The sequence below is a fragment of the Micrococcus sp. KRD128 genome (assembly GCF_017168395.1).
Lineage (GTDB): Bacteria > Actinomycetota > Actinomycetes > Actinomycetales > Micrococcaceae > Micrococcus > Micrococcus luteus.
In genome coordinates this window covers 87,696-107,316 of record NZ_JABFAX010000019.1, presented here as the reverse complement: position 1 = coordinate 107,316, position 19,621 = coordinate 87,696, and the positions used below count along the sequence as shown (strand labels likewise).

The 19,621-nt window shown below is 73.2% G+C and carries 17 protein-coding genes; 9 read left to right on the top strand and 8 right to left on the bottom strand.

All coding sequences use genetic code 11. The features are described from left to right. Positions 1 to 148 precede the first annotated feature (148 nt). The 4 genes from J1M44_RS10085 to J1M44_RS10070 are packed head-to-tail and all read right to left on the bottom strand — an operon-like array spanning position 149 to position 4,325. Positions 149 to 1,321 (bottom strand): cysteine desulfurase family protein, encoded by a 1,173-nt coding sequence (locus tag J1M44_RS10085; protein ID WP_206480920.1) that lies wholly within the window; start codon positions 1,319 to 1,321, stop codon positions 149 to 151. Then, complete coding sequence (nadC, locus tag J1M44_RS10080; RefSeq protein ID WP_144825078.1) at positions 1,318 to 2,238, bottom strand: carboxylating nicotinate-nucleotide diphosphorylase; 921 nt, start codon at positions 2,236 to 2,238, stop codon at positions 1,318 to 1,320. The genes J1M44_RS10085 and nadC overlap by 4 nt, the downstream gene beginning before the upstream one ends. Next, complete coding sequence (nadA, locus tag J1M44_RS10075) at positions 2,235 to 3,563, bottom strand: quinolinate synthase NadA (protein ID WP_049160965.1); 1,329 nt, start codon at positions 3,561 to 3,563, stop codon at positions 2,235 to 2,237. Before nadA ends, nadC begins: the two co-directional genes overlap by 4 nt. 27 nt (positions 3,564 to 3,590) lie before the next feature. Continuing rightward, a complete protein-coding gene (locus J1M44_RS10070) occupies positions 3,591 to 4,325 on the bottom strand; it encodes an NUDIX hydrolase (protein WP_060775273.1) in 735 nt (244 codons plus the stop codon). Positions 4,326 to 4,452: 127 nt separating this feature from the next. Here J1M44_RS10070 and J1M44_RS10065 point away from each other — a divergent pair, with 127 nt between their 5' ends. Then, on the top strand, positions 4,453 to 5,286 hold the full coding sequence (locus J1M44_RS10065; RefSeq protein WP_144825079.1) for an alpha/beta fold hydrolase: 834 nt from the start codon (positions 4,453 to 4,455) through the stop codon (positions 5,284 to 5,286). 127 nt (positions 5,287 to 5,413) lie between these two features. Here J1M44_RS10065 and J1M44_RS10060 read toward each other — a convergent pair whose 3' ends face one another. Both J1M44_RS10060 and J1M44_RS10055 read right to left on the bottom strand, forming a co-directional pair. Next, positions 5,414 to 6,367 (bottom strand): DUF808 domain-containing protein, encoded by a 954-nt coding sequence (locus J1M44_RS10060; protein WP_002855181.1) that lies wholly within the window; start codon positions 6,365 to 6,367, stop codon positions 5,414 to 5,416. A gap of 146 nt (positions 6,368 to 6,513) precedes the next feature. Beyond that, positions 6,514 to 7,032, bottom strand: coding sequence for a ferritin (locus tag J1M44_RS10055; protein WP_049161571.1), 519 nt, complete (start codon positions 7,030 to 7,032; stop codon positions 6,514 to 6,516). 130 nt (positions 7,033 to 7,162) lie between these two features. Here J1M44_RS10055 and J1M44_RS10050 point away from each other — a divergent pair, with 130 nt between their 5' ends. After that, positions 7,163 to 7,702 (top strand): PACE efflux transporter, encoded by a 540-nt coding sequence (locus tag J1M44_RS10050; protein WP_002855179.1) that lies wholly within the window; start codon positions 7,163 to 7,165, stop codon positions 7,700 to 7,702. Between the two features lie 24 nt (positions 7,703 to 7,726). Here J1M44_RS10050 and J1M44_RS10045 read toward each other — a convergent pair whose 3' ends face one another. After that, entirely contained in the window at positions 7,727 to 8,629 is a 903-nt protein-coding gene (locus tag J1M44_RS10045; RefSeq protein WP_144825080.1) for a patatin-like phospholipase family protein, read from the bottom strand. Positions 8,630 to 8,710: 81 nt separating this feature from the next. Here J1M44_RS10045 and tpx point away from each other — a divergent pair, with 81 nt between their 5' ends. Next, positions 8,711 to 9,211: a thiol peroxidase gene (gene tpx, locus J1M44_RS10040; protein ID WP_206480919.1), complete on the top strand. Its 501-nt coding sequence runs from the start codon at positions 8,711 to 8,713 to the stop codon at positions 9,209 to 9,211. 2 nt (positions 9,212 to 9,213) lie between these two features. Further along, on the top strand, positions 9,214 to 10,395 hold the full coding sequence (locus J1M44_RS10035) for a S1C family serine protease (protein WP_144824824.1): 1,182 nt from the start codon (positions 9,214 to 9,216) through the stop codon (positions 10,393 to 10,395). A gap of 15 nt (positions 10,396 to 10,410) precedes the next feature. Here the strand turns inward: J1M44_RS10035 and zupT are convergent, their stop codons facing one another. Next, positions 10,411 to 11,199 carry a zinc transporter ZupT gene (gene zupT, locus J1M44_RS10030; protein ID WP_144824825.1) on the bottom strand — a complete coding sequence of 263 codons (789 nt, stop codon included), beginning with the start codon at positions 11,197 to 11,199 and terminating at the stop codon, positions 10,411 to 10,413. Between the two features lie 65 nt (positions 11,200 to 11,264). On the opposite strand from zupT, the gene J1M44_RS10025 reads away from it, so the two are divergent. The 5 genes from J1M44_RS10025 to J1M44_RS10005 all read left to right on the top strand — a co-directional run bounded on the left by J1M44_RS10025 (position 11,265) and on the right by J1M44_RS10005 (position 19,571). Then, a complete protein-coding gene (locus tag J1M44_RS10025; protein WP_144824826.1) occupies positions 11,265 to 12,743 on the top strand; it encodes a phytoene desaturase family protein in 1,479 nt (492 codons plus the stop codon). A 251-nt stretch (positions 12,744 to 12,994) separates the two neighbouring features. Next, complete coding sequence (locus J1M44_RS10020) at positions 12,995 to 14,854, top strand: ABC transporter family substrate-binding protein (RefSeq protein WP_144824827.1); 1,860 nt, start codon at positions 12,995 to 12,997, stop codon at positions 14,852 to 14,854. Between the two features lie 162 nt (positions 14,855 to 15,016). Continuing rightward, positions 15,017 to 16,537, top strand: a complete 1,521-nt coding sequence (locus tag J1M44_RS10015; RefSeq protein WP_002855168.1) for an ABC transporter permease — start codon at positions 15,017 to 15,019, stop codon at positions 16,535 to 16,537. Between the two features lie 5 nt (positions 16,538 to 16,542). Beyond that, on the top strand, positions 16,543 to 17,694 hold the full coding sequence (locus J1M44_RS10010; RefSeq protein ID WP_144824875.1) for an ABC transporter permease: 1,152 nt from the start codon (positions 16,543 to 16,545) through the stop codon (positions 17,692 to 17,694). Beyond that, positions 17,691 to 19,571 carry an ABC transporter ATP-binding protein gene (locus tag J1M44_RS10005; RefSeq protein WP_144824828.1) on the top strand — a complete coding sequence of 627 codons (1,881 nt, stop codon included), beginning with the start codon at positions 17,691 to 17,693 and terminating at the stop codon, positions 19,569 to 19,571. The genes J1M44_RS10010 and J1M44_RS10005 overlap by 4 nt, the downstream gene beginning before the upstream one ends. Positions 19,572 to 19,621: the final 50 nt, after the last annotated feature.

The window sequence follows — 19,621 nt, the reverse complement described above, 5'->3', positions numbered from 1 at the left end:
GAGGTGGGGTGGGTCAGGGGTGCGGTGGTCTGCTTCACGGGGCCAGGGTGGGGCACGCAGGCGAGGCACATGTGGCGTCGGGCTGACCCTCGGGTGAACTTTCGACGCCGGCCCCCGGCGGCATCGGGGTCGACCGGCCCGGGGCCGCTCAGCGCAGGGCGGTGACCGTCCGGACGGCGGCGACGATCGCGTCCGCGGCGGCGTCGAGCAGCGGGGCGTCGGCGTCCGGGCCGAACGTGCAGCGCAGGGCCGTGCGGGCCTCGTCGTCGCTGAGGCCCAGCGCGAGCAGGGCCGGGGACGGCTCGGCGTCGTGGGCCGAGCACGCGGACCCCGCTGAGGCCAGCACGCCCCGGCGGGCCGCCTCCTCCAGCACCGACTCGCCGTTCACGCCGGGCAGCACGAACGAGGCGTGACGCGGCAGTCGCCGCGCGGGATGGCCGGTCAGCCGCGCGTCGGGCACGAACTCCCGGACGCCGTCGAGCACGCGCGCCGCGAACCGGTCCCGCAGCTCGGCCCACGCGTCCGCGGCCGCGGCGCGCTCCGCCTCGGCCTCCTCGAAGGCGGCCGCGAACCCGGCCGCGCCGGCCACGTTCTGCGTCCCGGACCGCCGGCCCCGCTCCTGGCCCCCACCGGGCACGAGCGGTTCCAGGGCGTGACCCGGGCGCACCCACAGTGCGCCGACCCCCTTGGGCCCGCCGACCTTGTGCCCGGACAGCGCCACGAGATCCGCCCCGAGGGCGCGCACGTCCACCGGGATCTGCCCCGCGGCCTGCACCGCGTCCATGTGCAGCGGCACGCCCGCCTCCCGGGCGACGGCGGCCAGCTCGGCCACCGGCTGCACCGTGCCCACCTCGTTGTGGGCCAGGTGCACGCTGACAAGCGCGGTGTCCGGGCGCAGGCGGGCGGCGAGGTCGTCCGCGGAGGTCAGGCCGTCACGGTCCAGCGCGAGGTGCTCGACCTCGACGCCGTGCAGCCGGGCCAGCTGGTCACAGGACTGCCGCACCGCGCTGTGCTCGATCCCCGTGGTCAGCACGTGGCCCGCCGGGCGGCCGGCGAGGATCCGGGCGCGCACCGTGCCGAGCACGGCGAGCGCGTCGGCCTCCGTGCCGCCCGAGGTGAACACGACCTGCCCGGCCCGGGCGCCGATCGCGCGGGCCACCCGCGCGCGGGCGTCCTCGAGCAGGGCCGCCGCCGCCCGGCCGGCCTCGTGCGCCGAGGAAGGGTTGCCGTAGACGCCCGTGAGCGCGGGCCACATCGCCTCCAGCGCGTTGCGCCGGACGGGCGCGGTGGCCGCGTGGTCCAGGTCGAGGGTGGTGCTCATCGGCGCGGCGAGACCTCCTCGACCACGGCGTCCAGGCCCAGGTCCAGGGACCGGACGGCATGGGTCAGTGCCCCCACCGAGATCACGTCCACGCCCGTGGCCGCGATCGCCCCGATCGTCTCGAGGCTCACCCCGCCGGAGGCCTCGACGACGGCCCGGCCCGCCACGAGCTCGACGCCGGCCCGCAGCTCGGCCGGCGAGAAGTTGTCCAGCATGATCGTGTCGACCCCGGCGGCGAGCACCGCCGGGATCTGCTCGAGCCGGTCGACCTCCACCTCCACGTGGGTGGTGTGCGGCAGGCGTGCCATCCCGGTGCGCAGGGCCACGGTGAGGTCCTCGCCCGGGTCGCCGGGGCCGCCGAACCCCAGCGCGGCCAGGTGGTTGTCCTTCAGCATCACGGCATCCGAGAGGCTGGAGCGGTGGTTGTGCCCGCCGCCGTCCCGCACCGCCTGCCGCTCGAGCACGCGCAGACCCGGGGTGGTCTTGCGGGTGTCCACCACCCGCGCGTGCCCGCCGCCGGCGCGCACGGCGGCCACGTGGGCGGCCGTCGTCGTGGCGATCCCGGACAGGCGCTGGACGAGGTTCAGCGCCACGCGTTCGGCCCGCAGCACCGAGCGGGCGGGACCCGCGACCTCGGCGACCACGGCGCCGGGGGACAGGTCGGCGCCGTCGGCCAAGTGCAGGGTGACGGACACGGCCGGGTCGACGAGCCGGAAGGCGGCCTCGAGGGCGTTCGTGCCGGAGAGCACCCCGGCCTCGCGGGCCACCACGCGCGCGGTGATCCGGGCCTGCTCCGGGACGAAGGCCTCCGAGGAGACGTCACCCCAGGGCGCGTCCTCGGCGAGCGCTGCGGCCACGATCCGCTCCACGTCCGGCTGCGGGGCCGGCGTCGCCGGCGCGCGGTCGGCCGGGCTCACGCCCCGGCCCCGGCGGACTGCGCGGCCGACTGCTTCGGCGCGACGGCCAGCATCCGCTCGAGAGCGGTGCGGGCCGGCTCGGCCACGGACGCCGGCACGGTGATCCGGTTGACCACGCGGCCGGCCACGAGCTCCTCGAGGACCCACGCGAGGTAGCCGGGGTGGATGCGGTACATCGTGGAGCACGGGCAGATCACGGGATCGAGGCAGAAGATCGTGTGCTCGGGGTGCTGGGCGGCCAGGCGCTGCACGAGGTTGATCTCGGTGCCGATCGCGAAGGTCGAGCCGGCCGGCGCCGCCTGGATGGCCTTGACGATGAAGTCCGTGGACCCGGAGGAGTCCGCGGCCTCCACCACGGGCAGGGGGCACTCGGGGTGCACGATCACCTGGACGTCCGGGTGCTCGGCGCGGGCCTGCTCGATCTGCGCCACGGTGAAGCGGCGGTGCACCGAGCAGAAGCCGTGCCACAGCAGGACCTTCGCGTCCTGCAGGGCGTCCTCGGAGTTCCCGCCCAGGGGCAGGCGGGGGTTCCACGTCGGCATCTGCTCGAGCGGGATCCCCCTGGCGCGGCCCGTGTTCCGGCCCAGGTGCTGGTCCGGGAAGAACAGGACGCGCTGGGCACGCTCGAACGCCCAGTCCAGCACGGCCGAGGCGTTGGAGGACGTGCACACGATGCCGCCGCGCTCGCCGACGAAGCCCTTGAGGGCCGCGGAGGAGTTCATGTAGGTCACGGGCAGCAGGGGCACGCGCCCGTCGTCGTCCGGCTCGGTGCCGTAGACCGCCTCGAGCTGCTCCCACGCGTCCTCGACCGAGTCCAGGTCGGCCATGTCCGCCATGGAGCAGCCGGCGGCGAGGTTGGGCAGGATGACGGCCTGGTCCGGGGTGGAGAGCAGATCCGCGGTCTCCGCCATGAAGTGCACGCCGCAGAACACGATCGCCTCCGCCTCGGGCCGGCCCTGGGAGGCCCGCGCGAGCTGGAAGGAGTCGCCCACGAAGTCGGCGTGCTGGACGACCTCGTCGCGCTGGTAGAAGTGGCCCAGCACGACGACGCGTTCGCCGAGCGTCTGCCGCGCCGCGCTGATCCGGGCGTGGAGCTCCTCGTCCGAGGCCCGCTGGTACTCCTCGGGGATGCGGCCCTGCACGGGGGCGTCGGCCGGGACGGCGTCGTCCTGCGATGCTCCGGGGCCGTACGCGGGCAGGCCGGCGTCGAACGCCCAGGGGCCGCGGGTCAGGTCGGGGGAGCACGAGGAGCCGCGCGCGGCGTCCTTGTCGATCAGGGTCAGGGTGCGGGCCACCGAGGCGGTGGTCCCGGTCGGGGTGGTCATGGGTGACTCCTGGGTCGGGGCTGATGGTCAGCGGCGGGCGTCCGGCCCGGCGGGATCGGGGTCGGTCCCGGGCCCGGCGGGCCGGTAGCGGTAGAGCTTGGGCGGGCGGTGCGGAGTGCCGCCGCGGACCTCACCGGTCTCCTCGAGGGTCCCGGCGGCGAGGGTGGCGCGGCGGAAGTTGGCGGCGTCGAGGCCGCGGCCGAGGACGGCCTCGTGCACGGCGCGCAGCTCGGCGAGGGTGAAGGAGGGCCCCAGCAGCGCGTGCCCGACGCCGGCTCGCGGCAGGTCCGCGCGCAGGCGCGCCACGGCCGCCGCCAGGATCTGGGCGTGGTCGAACGCCAGCGCGGGCGGGGCGTCGGCCCGGTGCCAGCGCACATGGACCCCGATGGGCAGCCCGGTCACGTCCGGGTCCGGGCGGGACGCCGGGGTGGCGCCGTCGTCGTCCAGGGCGGGGCTGAGCGCCCAGTGGGCCACCGTGAGGACGCGTCCGGTGGGGGAGCGGTCCACGGCGCCGAACGCCGCCAGCTGCTCGAGGCGACGGACGGGTCCGGGCACGCACTCGGCGGCCACGCGTGCGGCGACGTCGGCCAGCTCCTCGTCTGCGCCGAGCCACGCGCCCGGCAGCGCCCACCGGTCCAGGAACGGCTCGCGCATCCGCGGGACGAGGGCGACGCAGAGGCGGGGCACGCCGTGCGCATCCGGGCGCACGCCGAAGACGGCCGTGGACACGGCGACGCTGACGCGGGCCTCAGCGACCGGCATGGGACCTCCCGGGCGGACTGACGGGGCTGTTCTGGTCAGTATGACACTGTTCCTGCCCATCTCAGAGGGTCAAGGTGACTGTAAGGCGGCGGAGGCACCGGCGCGTTCCCGCGCTAGCCTGAGTCGGGTGAACACGACCGCCTCCTCCGCCCCGTCCGACGCCCCCCTGGCCTCCACCCGCATCGGGGAGGGCTCGCGCCGCGTCGCGTTCCTGCACGGCCTCATGGGCCGCGGCCGGAACTTCACCGGCCCGGCCAAGGAGCTGGGCGACGACTTCACGGTGGAGTTGATCGATCTGCCCGACCACGGCGCCTCGCCCTGGACGGACCGGGTGGACTACCGCGAGATCGCGGACCGGGTGGCCGCCCACCTGCGCGCCGGGCTCGCCGCCGACGGGCCGGTCCATCTGCTGGGCCACTCGATGGGGGGCAAGGTCGCGATGGTGCTCGCCCTGCGGCACCCGGACCTCGTGGACCGGCTGATCGTGGAGGACATCTCCCCGCGGGTCTCGCCGCAGGCCACGGACGAGTTCGTCCACCTGCTGGGCACCATGCTGCGCATGGACCTGGACGCGTACGACTCGCGGGCCGAGGCCGACGCCGCCATGGCCGAGCACGTCCACGACGTGCGGGTGCGCGGCTTCCTGCTGCAGAACCTGCGGCGCACGGGCGGCCACTTCGCGTGGCAGCCCAATGTGGCCATGCTCTTCGAGCACCTGCGGGAGATCGGCTCGTTCCCGGACCCGGTGGTCCCCGAGGACCCGGAGCGCGTGTTCGACCATCCGGTCCTGTGGCTGGCCGGCGCCGAGTCGGACTACGTCCAGGACGAGGACGTGCCGCGGATGAAGGAGCTGTTCCCGCGCGTCGTGCGCGTGACCGTCCGGGACGCCGGCCACTGGCTGCACGCCGACCAGCCCGAGGCCTTCGTCTCCGCGGTGCGCACCTTCCTCACCGCCGACTGACGGGGCCCGCCGGGAGACGGATCCAGCGCCGAGGCCCGCAGACGCGCCGCTACCTTCCGTGCGTAGCGGCGCGTCTGCGGGCCTCGGCGTCGGGCGCGGGTGGGGGCGGACCCGTCGGCCGACGGCGTCAGTGGGCGGGCGCGGCCTTCTTCCCGCGCAGGCGTCCGACGAGCAGGACCACCCCGAGCGCGACCGAGCCCCAGAGCAGGCCCCACACGGCCGACGTCGCGGTCTCCGTGAGCCAGCCGAGGAACGCGCCGGCAGCGTGCGTGACGGGCTCGACGATCCCGTGCTGCACGGCGTAGGGCCACGGCACGCCCAGCGCGTCCAGCTCCACGAGGACGATGTGGCCGCCCACCCAGAGCATCGCCACGGTGCCGATGACGGTCACCACGCGCAGCACGTGCGGCATGGCCTTGACCAGCCCGGCGCCGAACGAGCGGCCGCCGGAGGTCGACGCGTTCTGGTGCAGGTGCAGGCCGACGTCGTCCATCTTCACGATCAGCCCCACCACCCCGTACACGCCCGCGGTGATGACGACGGCCACCACCGCCAGGATCGCCGCCTTCATCCAGAAGCCCAGGTCGGCCACCTCGTTCATGGAGATGACCATGATCTCCAGGGACAGGATGAAGTCCGTGGTGATGGCCCCGCGCACCACGGTGTCCTCGGCCTCCGGGCCTCGCTCGACGGCGGGCTCCTCGCCGTCGGCATCGGCATGCCCGTGGCCGGTGAGCTTGCCCCACACCTTGTGCGCGCCCTCGTAGGACAGATAGGTGCCGCCGGCCAGCAGCAGCCACGGCAGGATCCAGGGTGCGAGCCAGTCGAGCAGCAGCAGGGCGGGCAGGATGATCACGAGCTTGTTGCGCAGGGAGCCCTTGGTGATCCGCCAGATCATCGGCAGCTCCCGGGCGGCGGCCGCGCCGGCCATGTACTGCGGGGTCACCGCGGCGTCGTCGACCACCACGCCCGCCGCCTTGGCCGCGGCGCGTCCCGCTCCAGCGGCCACGTCGTCCACGCTCGCGGCGGCGAGGCGGGCGAGGGCGGCGACGTCGTCGAGCAGGGCTACGAGTCCGACCATGGTTCCTCCTGGGGTGGGGCCGACGGGCGCGTCGGTGCGCGGGCAGGGCGCAGGTTGAGCATAGCGGCGAGGACGGACACGGCACCGGCCCGGTCTCGTGGGGGACCGGGCCGGTGCGTGCGCGGCCGACGAGGCCGCCGGTGGGCTCAGGCGTCGTTCTCGGTGGTCTCCACGGGGCGGGAGCCCAGGCGGCCGTCGATGCGGAGCAGGCCCGAGCCGTCGTCGCCCACGAGCTCGAGCTGGCCCACGATCTCGGAGACGGTGGACTCCTCCTCGATCTGCTCGTCCAGGAACCAGTTCAGCAGCGGGCGCGAGTTGAGGTCGCCCGCGGACTCGGTGGCCCGGTACAGCTCGCGGATCGCCTCGGAGACCTTCTGCTCGTGCGCGAGCGCGGCCCGGAAGATCTCCAGGGCCGACAGGCCGGCCTGCACGGGCGGGGCCGGGATGGCGCCGATCGTCGGGACGCTGTCCCGGTCGGCGACGTGGTCGATGAACTTGTTCGCGTGGACGATCTCCTCGTCCGCCTGGTGCCGCAGCCACGCGGCCATCCCGGACAGGTCCAGGTCGTCGGCGGCGATCGCGAGCTGGCGGTAGACCATGGACGCCTCGAACTCGAGGGTGATCTGGTCGTTGAACTTCTGCAGCAGGTCATCGGTGAGCTTCATGCCTCGAACTCTAGGCAGGCGGCCGGGGCGTGGTGAAGGCGCGCCCGCCCCGTCATCGAGGCGCGACGACGGCGGGCGGCCGGTTCCGCCGGATTCGGCGCCCCGCGGCCCCGGCCCTAGGCTGGGCGCCGTGTCCGAGACCCACCACGCCCGCCCGGGCGTCGACCCCGTGTCGACGCCGCCCTCCGACGTGCCGCGTGGTCCGGGAGGTCGGGACGCGCTCGTGCGCCGCCGCGTGTTCCGGACGCCCCTGCTGCGCCGCGTGGTCTACGCGGTGGTCTTCGAGCTGCTCGCCATCCTCTTCACCACCGTGATCCTGGCGGCGCTCGGCAACGGCGGCGGGCCCTCGCTCGCCGTGGCGGTGGTGTCCTCGACCGTGGCCCTGCTGTGGAACATCGTGTTCAACTCGGTGTTCGAGACCCTCGAACGCCGCCTCGGGATCACGGGCCGGCCCTGGTGGGTCCGCGTGGCCCACGCCGTCGGCTTCGAGGGCGGGCTGATCGTGTTCCTCGTGCCCGCGGTGGCGCTGATCCTCGGCGTCGGGCTGGGGGAGGCGTTCCTCATCGAGGCCGGCCTGCTCGTGTTCTTCCTCGTCTACGCCGCGGTGTACGCCTATGCGTTCGACTCGGTGTTCGGCCTGCCGGACTCGGCCGCCCGCGCCGAGGCCTGACCCGCCGATCGGAGCAGGCGCGGCTCAGCGGGAGGCCGGCAGCCCCAGGAACGCGCGGATCGCGGGCATCTCGCGGCGCACCTGGTCCAGGCCGAGCTCGTGGGCGGCGGCCAGCTTGGCCACGGACCGCTCGCCGTTGGAGATGGGCATGCTCTCAGGCACGAACAGATAGGCCCGGCCCTGCCGCTCCATCTCGAACAGGCGCTCGCGGGTCGCGTTGTACCGGCGCCAGCGCGTGAGCAGGGCGTCCGCGACGGCGGGGTAGCGCCGGAAGGTGCGCTGGTAGAACGAGGGGAACCGCTCGGGCCGCTTCACGTACCCGCGCTCCCGGGTCAGGACCACGAGGACCTTCTCGAACCCCGCGTCCTCCGCCGCGGTCAGCGGGATCCCGCCGTCCACGCCGAGGGCACCGTCCACGAACACGGTGCCCTCGGCGTGCACCGGGGGCATGAGGACCGGCATCGTGGACGACGCGCGGACGCGGACCATCAGGTCGGTCAGGGTGGTCAGGTCGGAGCGGTCCCACCAGCGGGTCTCGCCGCTCGCGGCGTCGAACCCGCCCAGCACGATCCGGGCGGGGTTCGCGCGGAACGTGGCGAAGTCGTAGGGCAGGTCCGCCTCGGGCAGGCCGGCGTGCTCGTAGATGTACTCGGCGTTGAACAGGCCCTTGCCGCGCAGGAAGCTCAGCCAGTTGCCGAACCGAGGATCGTCGGCGAAGTCCACGAACGAGCGCCGCGCGCGGGCCGGGTCGCGGGACAGGTAGTTCACGGCGTTGGACGAGCCCGCCGAGATGCCGGCCACGAAGTCCACGTGGATCCGCTCGCGCAGCAGCTCCGCCACCACGGCCGAGGTGAGCGCGGCGCGCATCCCCCCGCCCTCGAACAGCAGCGCCGTGTCGGTGACGTTGGACGTCATGGGCTCGGTCATGGTCGGTCCCTCCGTGTTCGCCGTCCGCCGAGCGGGGCGCGGAGTGCTCCCGTCCGGCCGCGCCCATCCTAGGCTGTCCCCATGGCGACGACCCACATGAAGAGCACCCCCGTCCACACCGTCGGTGAGCTGCCCCCGGTGGGTGCCCCCGCCCCCGACTTCACCCTCACCGGGGCGGACCTGTCCCCGGTGACCCTGCGGGAGCTGCGCGGCCGCCGCGTGATCCTGAACATCTTCCCGTCCCTGGACACGGGCGTGTGCGCCGCCTCCGTCCGCGAGTTCGACTCCCGCGTCGCGGACCTCGGGGACACCACCGTCGTGGCCGTGTCCGCGGACCTGCCGTTCGCCGCCGCGCGCTTCTGCTCGGTCGAGGGCATCGACCACGTCCGCAGCGGCTCCGTGTTCCGCTCGTCCTTCGGCGACGACTACGGCGTGCGCATGACCGACGGTCCGCTCGAGGGCCTGCTGGCCCGCGCCGTCGTCATGGTCGATGCCGACGGCGTGGTCCGTCACTCCCAGCTCGTCCCCGAGATCTCCGAGGAGCCGGACTACGAGGCCGCCCTGGCGGCCGCCCGGGGCTGAGCGTGACGCCGCCGGGCTGGCCGCCGCGCGCACGACGCTCGCCCCTGGCGTTCGTCATCGCGCTGTTCGGCGTGCTCGGGGCGCTGGTCCTGGCCGGGGGCCTCACCGCGCTCCTCGCCGGCCGGATGGTCGACGTCGCCGCGGACTCCACCCCGACCGCGCCCGCCACCGAGACACCCGCCCGGGAGGCGGGCGAGCTCGCGGCGGGCCTGACCCACGTCCACGACGGCGTGGCGGTGGACTGGTCCGCATCGGCCCACGACGGATCGTCGATGGACCCGGGCCAGCCGGTCGCGGACGCCCCGGGCATCCTCCTCGTCGAGACCGCCCTCGGCGCCCGCACCGGCACGGGGACGGGCATGGTGCTCTCCCCGGACGGGCTGGCGGTGACCAACTACCACGTGGTCGAGGACTCCTCGGAGGTGCACGTGGTGGTCGCGGACACCGGCGCGCGGCACACGGCCACGGTGCTCGGGCGCGATGCCGAGCACGACATCGCGGTGCTCGACGTCGAGGGCGTCTCAGACCTGCCGGTGGCCAGCGTCTCGCTGGACCCGGTGCGGCGCGGGGACCAGGTGGCCGCCGTCGGCAACGGCGGAGGCCAGGGCTATCTGACGGCCGTGCGCGGCACCGTGCTCGGCACGGACCGCTCGATCATGGCCGCGGCCGAGGGCACCGATCAGTACGCGCGCCTGTCCGGCCTGATCCAGACGGACGCGGACGTCGTGCCCGGCTACTCCGGCGGCCCGGTGGTGGACGACGCCGGCCAGGTGGTCGGCGTGACCGTGGCGGCCAGCGACGGGACCACCGCAGACGAGGTGGACGGCTTCGCGATCCCGCTGGAGGTGGCCTTCGACGTGGTGGACCAGGTCCTCTCGGGCGAGGAGACGGACACCGTGAGCATCGGCGCGGACGGCGCCCTGGGCATCATGGTCGGCGCGGATCCCGACGTCGGCGTCGTGGTCATGCAGGTGGACGCGGGCTCGGCCGCCGAGCAGATCGGCCTGGTCGAGGGCGATGTGATCCTCGAGATCGAGGGGCGGCCCGTCGGCGACGACGCCTCCCGGATGTCCCGCCTGGTCAACGACCACAACGTGGGGGACCGGATCACCGTCCAGTGGCGCACCGCCGACGGCGAGGTGCGCGAGGCCGAGGCGGTCCTGCAGCCGGCCCTCGTGAACTGACCGGCCCCCCGGCGCTCAGGAGAGCAGGTCCAGCGAGAGGGCCATCGCGGCCACGCCCAGCAGCACGCCGCCCAGCGCCGCGGCGCGGCCCCCGGCCGCCCGGGCGGCGGGCAGCAGCGCGTCGAGGCTCACGGTCACCATCACGCCCGCCACGGCCGCGAAGACGGCGGCCACGAGCGCGGGCGTGAGGAACGGGGCCAGCAGCAGCCAGCCGATCAGCGCGCCCAGCGGCTCCGCGATCCCCGTGAACGCGGCCCACGCGAAGGCCTTGCGCCGCGATCCGGTGGCCTGCCGCACGGGCACGGCCACGGCCACGCCCTCGGGAACGTTGTGCACGGCCATCGCGACGGCCAGCGCGAGGCCCACCGACGGATCCTGCAGGGTGCCGGCGAAGGTGACGAAGCCCTCCGGCAGATTGTGCAGGCCGATCGCCAGGGCCGTCACCGTGCCCAGGCGCAGCATCCGCCGCCGGTCCAGGCCGGCCGGGTCGGCGACGTCGCCCGGCATCTCCGAGACGGGGTCGGGGACGGCGCGCTCGAGCAGCACGTAGGCGCCTGCGCCGAGGGTCAGGGCGGCCACCGCGACGGCGGTCGCCGCGGGGCCGACCGCCCCGCCCAGCCCCTCGACGGCGGCCGGCAGCATCTCCAGGAAGGAGACCGCGTGCATGACGCCCGCGGCGAGGCCGAGGGCGGCCCCCAGCCCGCGGCCCGAGGGCTCGCGTCCGACGATCGCCAGGACGCCGCCCAGCACCGTGGCCAGCCCGGCGAACGTCGTGAGAGCGAGCGCGGTCCAGAACGGGTCCACGGGGGAGGGCCTCCTGACGGGCGGCGGGCGGGGTGCGACCATCCTAGGGACCACAGGAGGAGACCATGACCGAAACCGCCGCCGGCCCCGGATTCACGCTGCCCCGGGGCGTCGAGCCGGGCCGCGCCGTCGTCGTGGGCGCCGGGCCCAACGGCCTGACCGCCGCCGCCCTGCTGGCCCGCGAGGGCTGGGAGGTGGACGTGTTCGAGCGGGCCCCGGTGCCCGGCGGTGCGTGCGCGTCCGCGCCGGTGCTGGGGGAGGGGACCGTGGTGGACCTGGGGGCGGCGGGCCATCCGTTCGGCGTCGCCAGCCCCGTGTTCCGGGAGCTGGGGCTGACGGACCACGGGCTCGCCTGGCTGCACCCGGCCGTGCCGATGGGACATCCGCTGCCGGACGGGCCGGCCGCCCTCCTGCACCGGGACCTCGAGGCCACCGCCGCGGGTCTCGGCGTCGACGCGCGGGCCTGGCGGGCCGTGCACGGGGCCCTGGTCGAACACGTCGACGAGATCCTGGCGGGCGCGCTCGGCCCGGTGCTGCGACCCCCGCCCCATCCGGTGACGATGGCCCGCTTCGGCCTGCGCGCCCCCTGGCCGGCCGATCTGCTGGGCCGGGCGATGTTCCGCACGGAGGCCGCCCGCGCCCTGTTCACGGGCTCGGCGGCCCACGCGATCCTGCCCTCGAGCCGGCCCCTGACGGCGGCGTTCGGTGCGCTCTTCGGCGCGCTCGGGATGAGCTCGGGCTGGCCGGTGGCGCGCGGCGGGTCGGGGGCGATCGTCGACGCGCTCGTGGCGGTGCTGCGGGCGCACGGCGGGCGGCTGCACCTGGGTCAGGAGGTCACGGACCTGCGCGCGCTGCCCGCCGCGGACGCCGTCGTGCTGGACCTGACCCCGCGCCAGGTGCTGCGCCTCGCCGGCACGGGCCTGCCGCCGCGATACGCCACGGCCCTGCGCCGGTGGCGCCCCGGGCCGTCCGTGTCCAAGGTCGACTTCCTGCTCGACGGACCGATCCCGTGGCGCGACGCCCGGCTCGCGGGCGCGGGGACGGTGCACCTGGGCGGGACCGCCACCGAGATCCGGCGGGCCGAGGACGACGTCGCGGCCGGCCGGATGCCGGCGCGGCCCTTCGTCATGCTCTGTCAGCAGCAGGCGGCAGACCCCTCACGGGCCACCGGGCCCGCCCGGGGGCACACGGTCGTCTGGTCCTACGCCCATGTGCCCCACGGGCACCCCGGCGACGTCCGTCCGCTGATCGAGGCGGAGGTGGAGCGGCACGCACCCGGCTTCCGGGACCGGATCGAGGCCGCGGTCGCGATGCGCCCGGCCGATCTGGAGGCGTGGAACCCGAACCTCGTGGGCGGCGACATCGCGGGGGGATCGCTCGCGGGAGCACGCGCGCTCCTGCGCCCCACCGCGTCGCCCCGGCCGCACCGGGCGGGTCGGACCGGGCTGTATCTGGCCTCCGCCTCCACCCCGCCGGGCGCCGGCGTCCATGGCATGGGCGGGGCGTGGGCCGTGCGGACGCTGCTGGCGGACCGTCGTCGCTGACCGCGCCGGCGCCCGGGTGCAGCGGCGCCGGGCCGGGGCCTGCCGGGGTGTCGGCGACCGCTGTGCGACACGGCTGAGACGGATCCAGATCCGGACTTTCGCGAATCGGAATGTGTCCACTACAGTGTGCTCCATCTCACGGAACGTCCCGTCTCGGCGGAACGGCCCGGGGGTCGCCTCGCACCACCAGATCCCAACAGGGATGCGGGCGCGCGACGTCCTTGCACCTCTCATGAACGGAAGCACCTTCCATGAAGTACACGAAGCTCTCCGCTGCCGCGGCCCTGGCCGCCGGCTCGGCCCTCATCCTCTCCGCGTGCGCCCCGGGCGGCGGCAATGCAGGCGACTCCAGCAGCAACGGCTCCGGCGCCGGCCAGGGCGGCGACTCGGGCGCCGGCAACGTCATCGAAGGGGACAAGGGCCAGAAGCTCACCGCCGAGGCCTCCGGGCCGGAGCTGGCCGACCTGGGCGACGTCGAGACCCAGGACGGCTCCATCGCCTACTCGGTGGGCGCCGATGACTTCCTGTCCTACAACGGCCTGCAGTCGAACACGTACACCACGTACAACTCGGCCGTCGTGGACCGCATGTTCTCGTCCTTCTGGTACTTCGGCACCGACGGCTCGATAATCCCGAACAAGGACTTCGGCACGTACGAGAAGACCTCGGACGACCCGCTGACCGTGAAGTACACCATCAGCGACGACGCCAAGTGGTCCGACGGCACCCCCGTCACCGCGGGCGACTTCATCGTCCACTGGGCCGCGAACAATGACACGGTCAAGGCGGAGGGTTCCGAGACCCCGCTGTTCGACTCGATCTCCTTCGAGCAGGGCAAGTACATCCCGGAGGCGCCCGAGGGCGAGGCCGACGGCAAGGAGTTCACCGTCACCTACCCGAAGCCCTACGCGGACTGGGAGATCCTCATCAGCACCGCACTGCCGGCGCACATCGTCGCCAAGGAGGCGGGCATGAGCTTCGAGGAGCTCGTCACCGCCGCGAAGGAGAAGGACGTCGAGGCGCTCACCCCGGCGGCCGAGTTCTGGAACGACGGCTGGGACTTCAGCCCCGGCGAGCTGCCGGACGCCTCGCTGGTGCCCTCCATGGGCCCCTACAAGTTCAAGGACGGCGGCTGGCAGGCCGGCCAGTCCATCACCCTCGAGGCCAACCCCGAGTACTGGGGCACCCCGGTGGCCACCAAGGAGCTCGTCCTCCGCTTCGCCGACCCCAAGACCCACGTGCAGGCCCTGCAGAACGGCGACCTCGACGTCATCGAGCCGCAGGCCACCGTGGACACCCTCCAGCAGCTCGAGGGCCTCGGCGACGACGTCAACGTCCAGACCGGTGACCAGCTGACCTGGGAGCACGTGGACTACAACCGCGGCGAGGGCTCGGTCTTCGCCGACTCCCCGGAGCTGCGCGAGGCCTTCGCCCTCTGCCTGCCCCGTCAGCAGATCGTGGACAACCTGATCAAGCCGATCTACGCGGACGCCGAGGTCATGAACCTGCGCGAGGTCTTCCCCTTCCAGGACAAGTACCAGGAGGTCGTGGACGAGGCCTACCCGAAGGAGATGGACGAGCCGAACATCGAGAAGGCGAAGGAGCTCGTCGAGAAGTCGGGCGTCTCCAAGCCCACGGTCCGCCTCGGCTACCAGGCCGGCAACCAGCGTCGCACCGAGACCGTCGCGCTCATCAAGAGCTCCTGCGACCAGGCCGGCTTCGACGTGCAGGACGCCAACTCGCCGGTGTTCTTCAAGGAGGTCATGCCGGCCGGTGACTACGACGCCGCCCTCTACGCCTGGGCCGGCTCGGGCCAGAAGGCCTCCGGCGCGAACATCTACCAGTCGGACGGCGCCCAGAACCAGCAGAGCTACAACAACCCCGAGGTGGACGCTGCCTGGGACAAGCTCGCCACCTCGCTGGACGAGAACGAGCAGCTGGAGCAGACCAAGACCATCGAGAAGCTGCTGTGGGAGGACTTCCAGGCCATCCCGCTGTACGCTCACCCGGGTCTGGTCGGCCACAAGGCCGACGTCGCCAACGTGCGCGACACCGCCGCCCAGTCGGGTGCGCTGTGGAACGTGGAGCAGTGGGTCCGCGTCCAGGAGTGACACCCCGCTGACCTCTGACCCGGCGGTCCGCCTCCCGCGGACCGCCGGTGTCGGGATCGAGGACAGAGCCCGGCCGGGCACCGGCCGGGCTCTGGCCGTGAACCGCGGCGAACCCGCACCCCTCCCTTTCCCTTGCACTCGCACGGAAGGTCACCCCCTGTTGTGCTGAAATTCATCCTCAAGCGCCTCGGCAGCTCCCTCCTGGTGCTGTTCGGCGCGTCGATCCTGCTCTTCTTCCTCGTGGCCCACTCGGGTGACCCCCTCCAGGACCTGCGAGAGTCACAGAACCCCAACCGCGAGACCCTCATCGCCGCCCGCACCGCGTTCATGGGGCTGGACCAGCCCTGGTACGCCCGGTACTGGGACTGGCTCCAGGGCATCGGCGGCTGCGTCACCGGTCAGTGCGACCTCGGCCTCAGCCGGAACGGTCAGTCCGTCGCAGACCTGCTGAGCAACGCCGCGGCCTCCACGCTGCGCCTCGTGGTGCTCGCGACCGTCCTGGCGATCATCATCGGCATCGCGATCGGCATCGTCACCGCGATCCGCCAGTACTCCGGCCTCGACTACGTGGTCACGTTCCTGATCTTCCTCTTCTTCTCGCTGCCCGTGTTCTGGGCGGCTGTGCTCCTGAAGGAGTACATGGGAATCCGGTTCAACGACTGGATCCGCAGCCCCGAGCTGAACTGGCCCCTCCTCATCGGGTTCGCGGTGATCGCCGGCCTCGTCCTCCAGGCCGTGATGGCCGGGGACCTCAGGCGGCGCGCGTTCACGTTCGGCGCCACCGCCGCGTTCATCCTGCTCGCCGGCTGGGTGCTGTTCGCGGTCGACTTCTGGCGGAACCCGCAGATGGGCCCGGTCGTGCAGCTGGTCATCGGCCTGGCCGCCGCCGTCGGCGCCACCGCGGTGATCTCCGGTCTGCGCAACCGATCGGTCCTCAAGGCCGCCCTGGTCACGGCCGCGATCGGCCTCGTCGCCTACTACGCCACCTACGGCCTGCTGTGGCGGACGCCGTCCGCGCTGCTGCTGGCCGGCCTCGGCGTCATCCTCGTGCTGGTGGCCATCCTGGTGGGCCGCCTGCTCGGCGGCTTCTCCAAGGGCTCGGCCGTGTCCGCCTCGCTGGTGACCGCCCTGATCATGGGCGTGGCGATCGTGGCGGAACACCTGATGAACTACTGGCCGACCTTCCTGAAGGTCAAGCCGCGCCCGATCTCCACGATCGGCTCGGGCACCCCGAACCTGGACGCCCACTTCTGGGTGGTGTTCCTGGACCGCGGTGCGCAGCTGCTGCTGCCCACCATCCTGCTGACCATCATCTCGGTGGCCACGTATTCGCGGTACACGCGCTCCTCCATGCTCGAGGTCTCGCGCCAGGACTACATCCGCACCGCGCGCGCCAAGGGCCTGCCGGAGCGCCAGGTGATCCTGAAGCACGCGTTCCGCAACTCCCTGATCCCCATCACCACGATCATGGCCTTCGACTTCGCCGGCCTGATCGGCGGTGCCGTGATCACGGAGCAGGTGTTCGGCTGGAAGGGGATGGGCGAGCTGTTCGCCACCGGCCTGCGCGACGTGGACCCCATGCCCGTGATGGCGTTCTTCCTCGTGACGGGCACCGCCGCCGTGCTGATGAACCTCGTGGCGGACGTGCTCTACGCCGTCCTCGACCCCCGGATTCGAGTGTGAGCCAGATGACCACCAACAACTCCTCGACGACGGGCGCACAGCTCGACGAGAAGCAGATCTTCGACCTCGCGGAGGCGGAGGACGCCAAGCTCCGCGCCAAGGCCGGGAAGTCCTACTCCCAGGGCGCCCTGGTCCGCAAGCGGTTCTTCCGCCACAAGGCGGCGATGATCTCCCTGATCGTGCTGGTCTTCATCACGCTGATGGCGTTCTCCTCCATCGGCTTCGCCGGCATCCCCGGCTGGTGGGACAAGTCCTACACGGCCGCGGCCTCCGTGGTGAACGGCGGCCGCCCGACGCTGTCGGTCGTGCCCCAGTTCCTCGGCGGCGACGGCATCCGCTGGGGCGAGCACCCCTTCGGCCAGGACACCACGGGCAAGGACTACTTCGCCCTCGTGATGCGCGGGACCCAGCAGTCCATGATCATCGCGGCCATCGTGGGCCTGCTCTCCACCGTGATCGGCGCGATCGTCGGCGCCGTGTCCGGCTACTTCGGCGGTTGGGTCGACTCCGTGCTGATGCGCCTGACCGACCTGATCATCGTCATCCCGCTGCTCGTGCTCGCCGCGGTGCTCGGCCAGATGGCCAGCGGCATGAAGATGGGCATCCTCCCGCTCGCGGTGGTGCTCGGCCTCGTGTCCTGGACGTCCCTGGCCCGCCTCGTGCGCGGCGAGGTCCTGTCCCTGCGCGAGAAGGAGTTCGTGGCGGCCGCCGTCGCCATGGGCGCCAAGCCGGGCCGCCTGATCTTCAAGCACCTGCTGCCCAACACGATCGGCGTGATCGTCGTGAACGCGACGTTCGCGATCGCGGGCGCGGTGCTGCTGGAGACCTCGCTGTCCTTCCTCGGCTTCGGCGTGAAGGCGCCGGACTCGTCCCTGGGCCTGCTCATCTCCGACTACCAGAACGCGTTCACCACCCGTCCGTGGCTGTTCTGGTGGCCCGGCATGATCATCCTCGCGATCGCCCTGTCCGTGAACTTCCTCGGCGACGGTCTGCGCGACGCCTTCGACCCGCGCCAGGGTGCGGGCGCCCGTCGCAAGCCCCGCTTCTTCGGCCGACGTGCCGCCGTCACCGAGGCCGGCGCGACGACGGCGGGCGGCCTGGAGGCCGCCCCGACGGCAGGCCGGATCTCCGACGCGGACGAGGACGGTCAGCGATGAGCGCGAACGACAAGAAAGGCCGATCCATGTTCGGCAAGAAGAACGAGAACGACGTGACCGCCGGCGGGCAGGGCTCGCACGCGGCGTCGTCGGCGGACCTCGAGGCGCGCGGCGCCGCCGTGCCCGGCTCCTCCGGCGCCGGCGGCGTGACTCCGGGCCCCGCGACGAGCGCGATGGGCGTCGTGGCCCGCCACGACGACCTGGGCGGCGAGCCAGTGCTCGCCTTCCGCGACGTGGACGTGAAGTTCGCGACCGAGTTCGGCGAGGTGCACGCGGTCAAGGGCGTGACGTTCGACGTCAAGCCCGGCGAGGTCGTCGCCCTCGTGGGCGAGTCCGGCTCCGGCAAGTCCGTCACGAGCGCCACCGCCATGGGCCTGCTCCCGGGCAACGCGGACATCACCGGCTCGGTGCAGCTGGCCGGCCGCGACGTGCTCACGATGACCCCGGGGCAGCTGCGCGACATCCGCGGCGACGAGGTGGCGATGGTGTTCCAGGAGCCCATGACGGCCCTGAACCCCGTCCTCACCGTGGGCGACCAGCTCACGGAGGCCCTCGAGCTGCACGGCATCGCCTACGGCACCGAGGCGGACAAGCGCGCCGTCGAGCTGCTCACCATGGTGGGCATCCCCGACGCCGCCACCCGCCTCAAGCAGTACCCCCACCAGTTCTCGGGCGGCCAGCGCCAGCGCATCGTCATCGCGATGGCGATCAGCTGCTCGCCGAAGGTGATCATCGCGGACGAGCCCACCACGGCGCTCGACGTGACGGTCCAGGCCGAGATCCTGGAGCTGCTGCGCTCCCTGAAGAACAAGATGAACACCGGCATCCTGCTCATCACGCACAACATGGGCGTGGTCGCGGACATGGCGGACCGCGTGTGCGTGATGCTCCACGGGGAGCTCGTGGAGCAGGGCTCGGTGCACCAGGTGCTCCAGCACGCCCGGCACCCCTACACCCAGAAGCTGCTCTCGGCGGTGCCGCGCCTCGGCGAGCCCCTCGAGGTGGCGGAGCCGGAGCCGGTCACGGCCACGCAGACGCAGGCCCGGTACGCGATCGAGGCGGAGAACCTCCACCTCGAGTACGACCACCGCGGCAAGAAGAACCGCGTGGTCCACGACGTCAGCTTCCAGGTGGCCCCGGGCGAGATCCTGGGCCTGGTGGGCGAGTCCGGCTCGGGCAAGTCCACCATCGCCAAGTCGGTGCTCGGTCTGCTCACCATCGCGGAGGGCTCTCTGCGCATCCAGGGCCACGACCTGGCGACGATGCCCAAGGCTGAACAGCGCGCCCTGCGCAAGAACATCGGCGTGGTCTTCCAGGACCCGGCGGCCTCACTGGACCCGCGGTTCCCGATCGGCGACATCATCGCCGAGCCGATGGTCGTGCACAAGGTGGGAGACCGGCGCTCGCGCCTGGCCCGCGCCGAGGAGCTGCTGGACGCGGTGCGTCTGCCGCGCTCCGTGGTGAACCGGTACCCGCACGAGCTCTCCGGCGGTCAGCGCCAGCGCATCTCGATCGCCCGCGCCCTGACCCTGGACCCCCAGGTGCTCATCGCGGACGAGCCGACCTCGGCCCTGGACGTGTCCGTCCAGGCCGCCGTGCTGGACATGTTCGCGGAGCTGCAGCAGCGCTACGAGTTCGCGTGCCTGTTCGTGTCCCACGACCTCGCGGTGGTGGACATGCTGGCCCACAAGGTGCTCGTCCTCAAGGACGGCCGCCAGGTGGAGCAGGGCCCCACGGAGGAGGTGCTCCACCGTCCGAAGGAGGAGTACACCCGTCGCCTCCTGGCGGCGGCGCCCGTGCCGGATCCGGACCAGCAGGCGGAGCGTCGCCAGGAGCGCCGCGAATTCCTCGCCTCCCTCGGCGAGGGCGTCTACTGACCGTTCGGGCCCACCGGCCCGCCCGTCCACGGCGGCCCCTGCGCGTACAA

What these genes read in the sequence shown, in the direction of transcription:
- J1M44_RS10085 (WP_206480920.1), bottom strand. Translation starts at nt 1,321, where the DNA reads ATGAGCACCACCCTCGACCTGGACCACGCGGCCACCGCGCCCGTCCGG.
- nadA (WP_049160965.1), bottom strand. Translation starts at nt 3,563, where the DNA reads ATGACCACCCCGACCGGGACCACCGCCTCGGTGGCCCGCACCCTGACC.
- J1M44_RS10070 (WP_060775273.1), bottom strand. Translation starts at nt 4,325, where the DNA reads ATGCCGGTCGCTGAGGCCCGCGTCAGCGTCGCCGTGTCCACGGCCGTC.
- J1M44_RS10060 (WP_002855181.1), bottom strand. Translation starts at nt 6,367, where the DNA reads ATGGTCGGACTCGTAGCCCTGCTCGACGACGTCGCCGCCCTCGCCCGC.
- J1M44_RS10055 (WP_049161571.1), bottom strand. Translation starts at nt 7,032, where the DNA reads ATGAAGCTCACCGATGACCTGCTGCAGAAGTTCAACGACCAGATCACC.
- J1M44_RS10045 (WP_144825080.1), bottom strand. Translation starts at nt 8,629, where the DNA reads ATGACCGAGCCCATGACGTCCAACGTCACCGACACGGCGCTGCTGTTC.
- tpx (WP_206480919.1), top strand. Translation starts at nt 8,711, where the DNA reads ATGGCGACGACCCACATGAAGAGCACCCCCGTCCACACCGTCGGTGAG.
- J1M44_RS10025 (WP_144824826.1), top strand. Translation starts at nt 11,265, where the DNA reads ATGACCGAAACCGCCGCCGGCCCCGGATTCACGCTGCCCCGGGGCGTC.
- J1M44_RS10020 (WP_144824827.1), top strand. Translation starts at nt 12,995, where the DNA reads ATGAAGTACACGAAGCTCTCCGCTGCCGCGGCCCTGGCCGCCGGCTCG.
- J1M44_RS10010 (WP_144824875.1), top strand. Translation starts at nt 16,543, where the DNA reads ATGACCACCAACAACTCCTCGACGACGGGCGCACAGCTCGACGAGAAG.
- J1M44_RS10005 (WP_144824828.1), top strand. Translation starts at nt 17,691, where the DNA reads ATGAGCGCGAACGACAAGAAAGGCCGATCCATGTTCGGCAAGAAGAAC.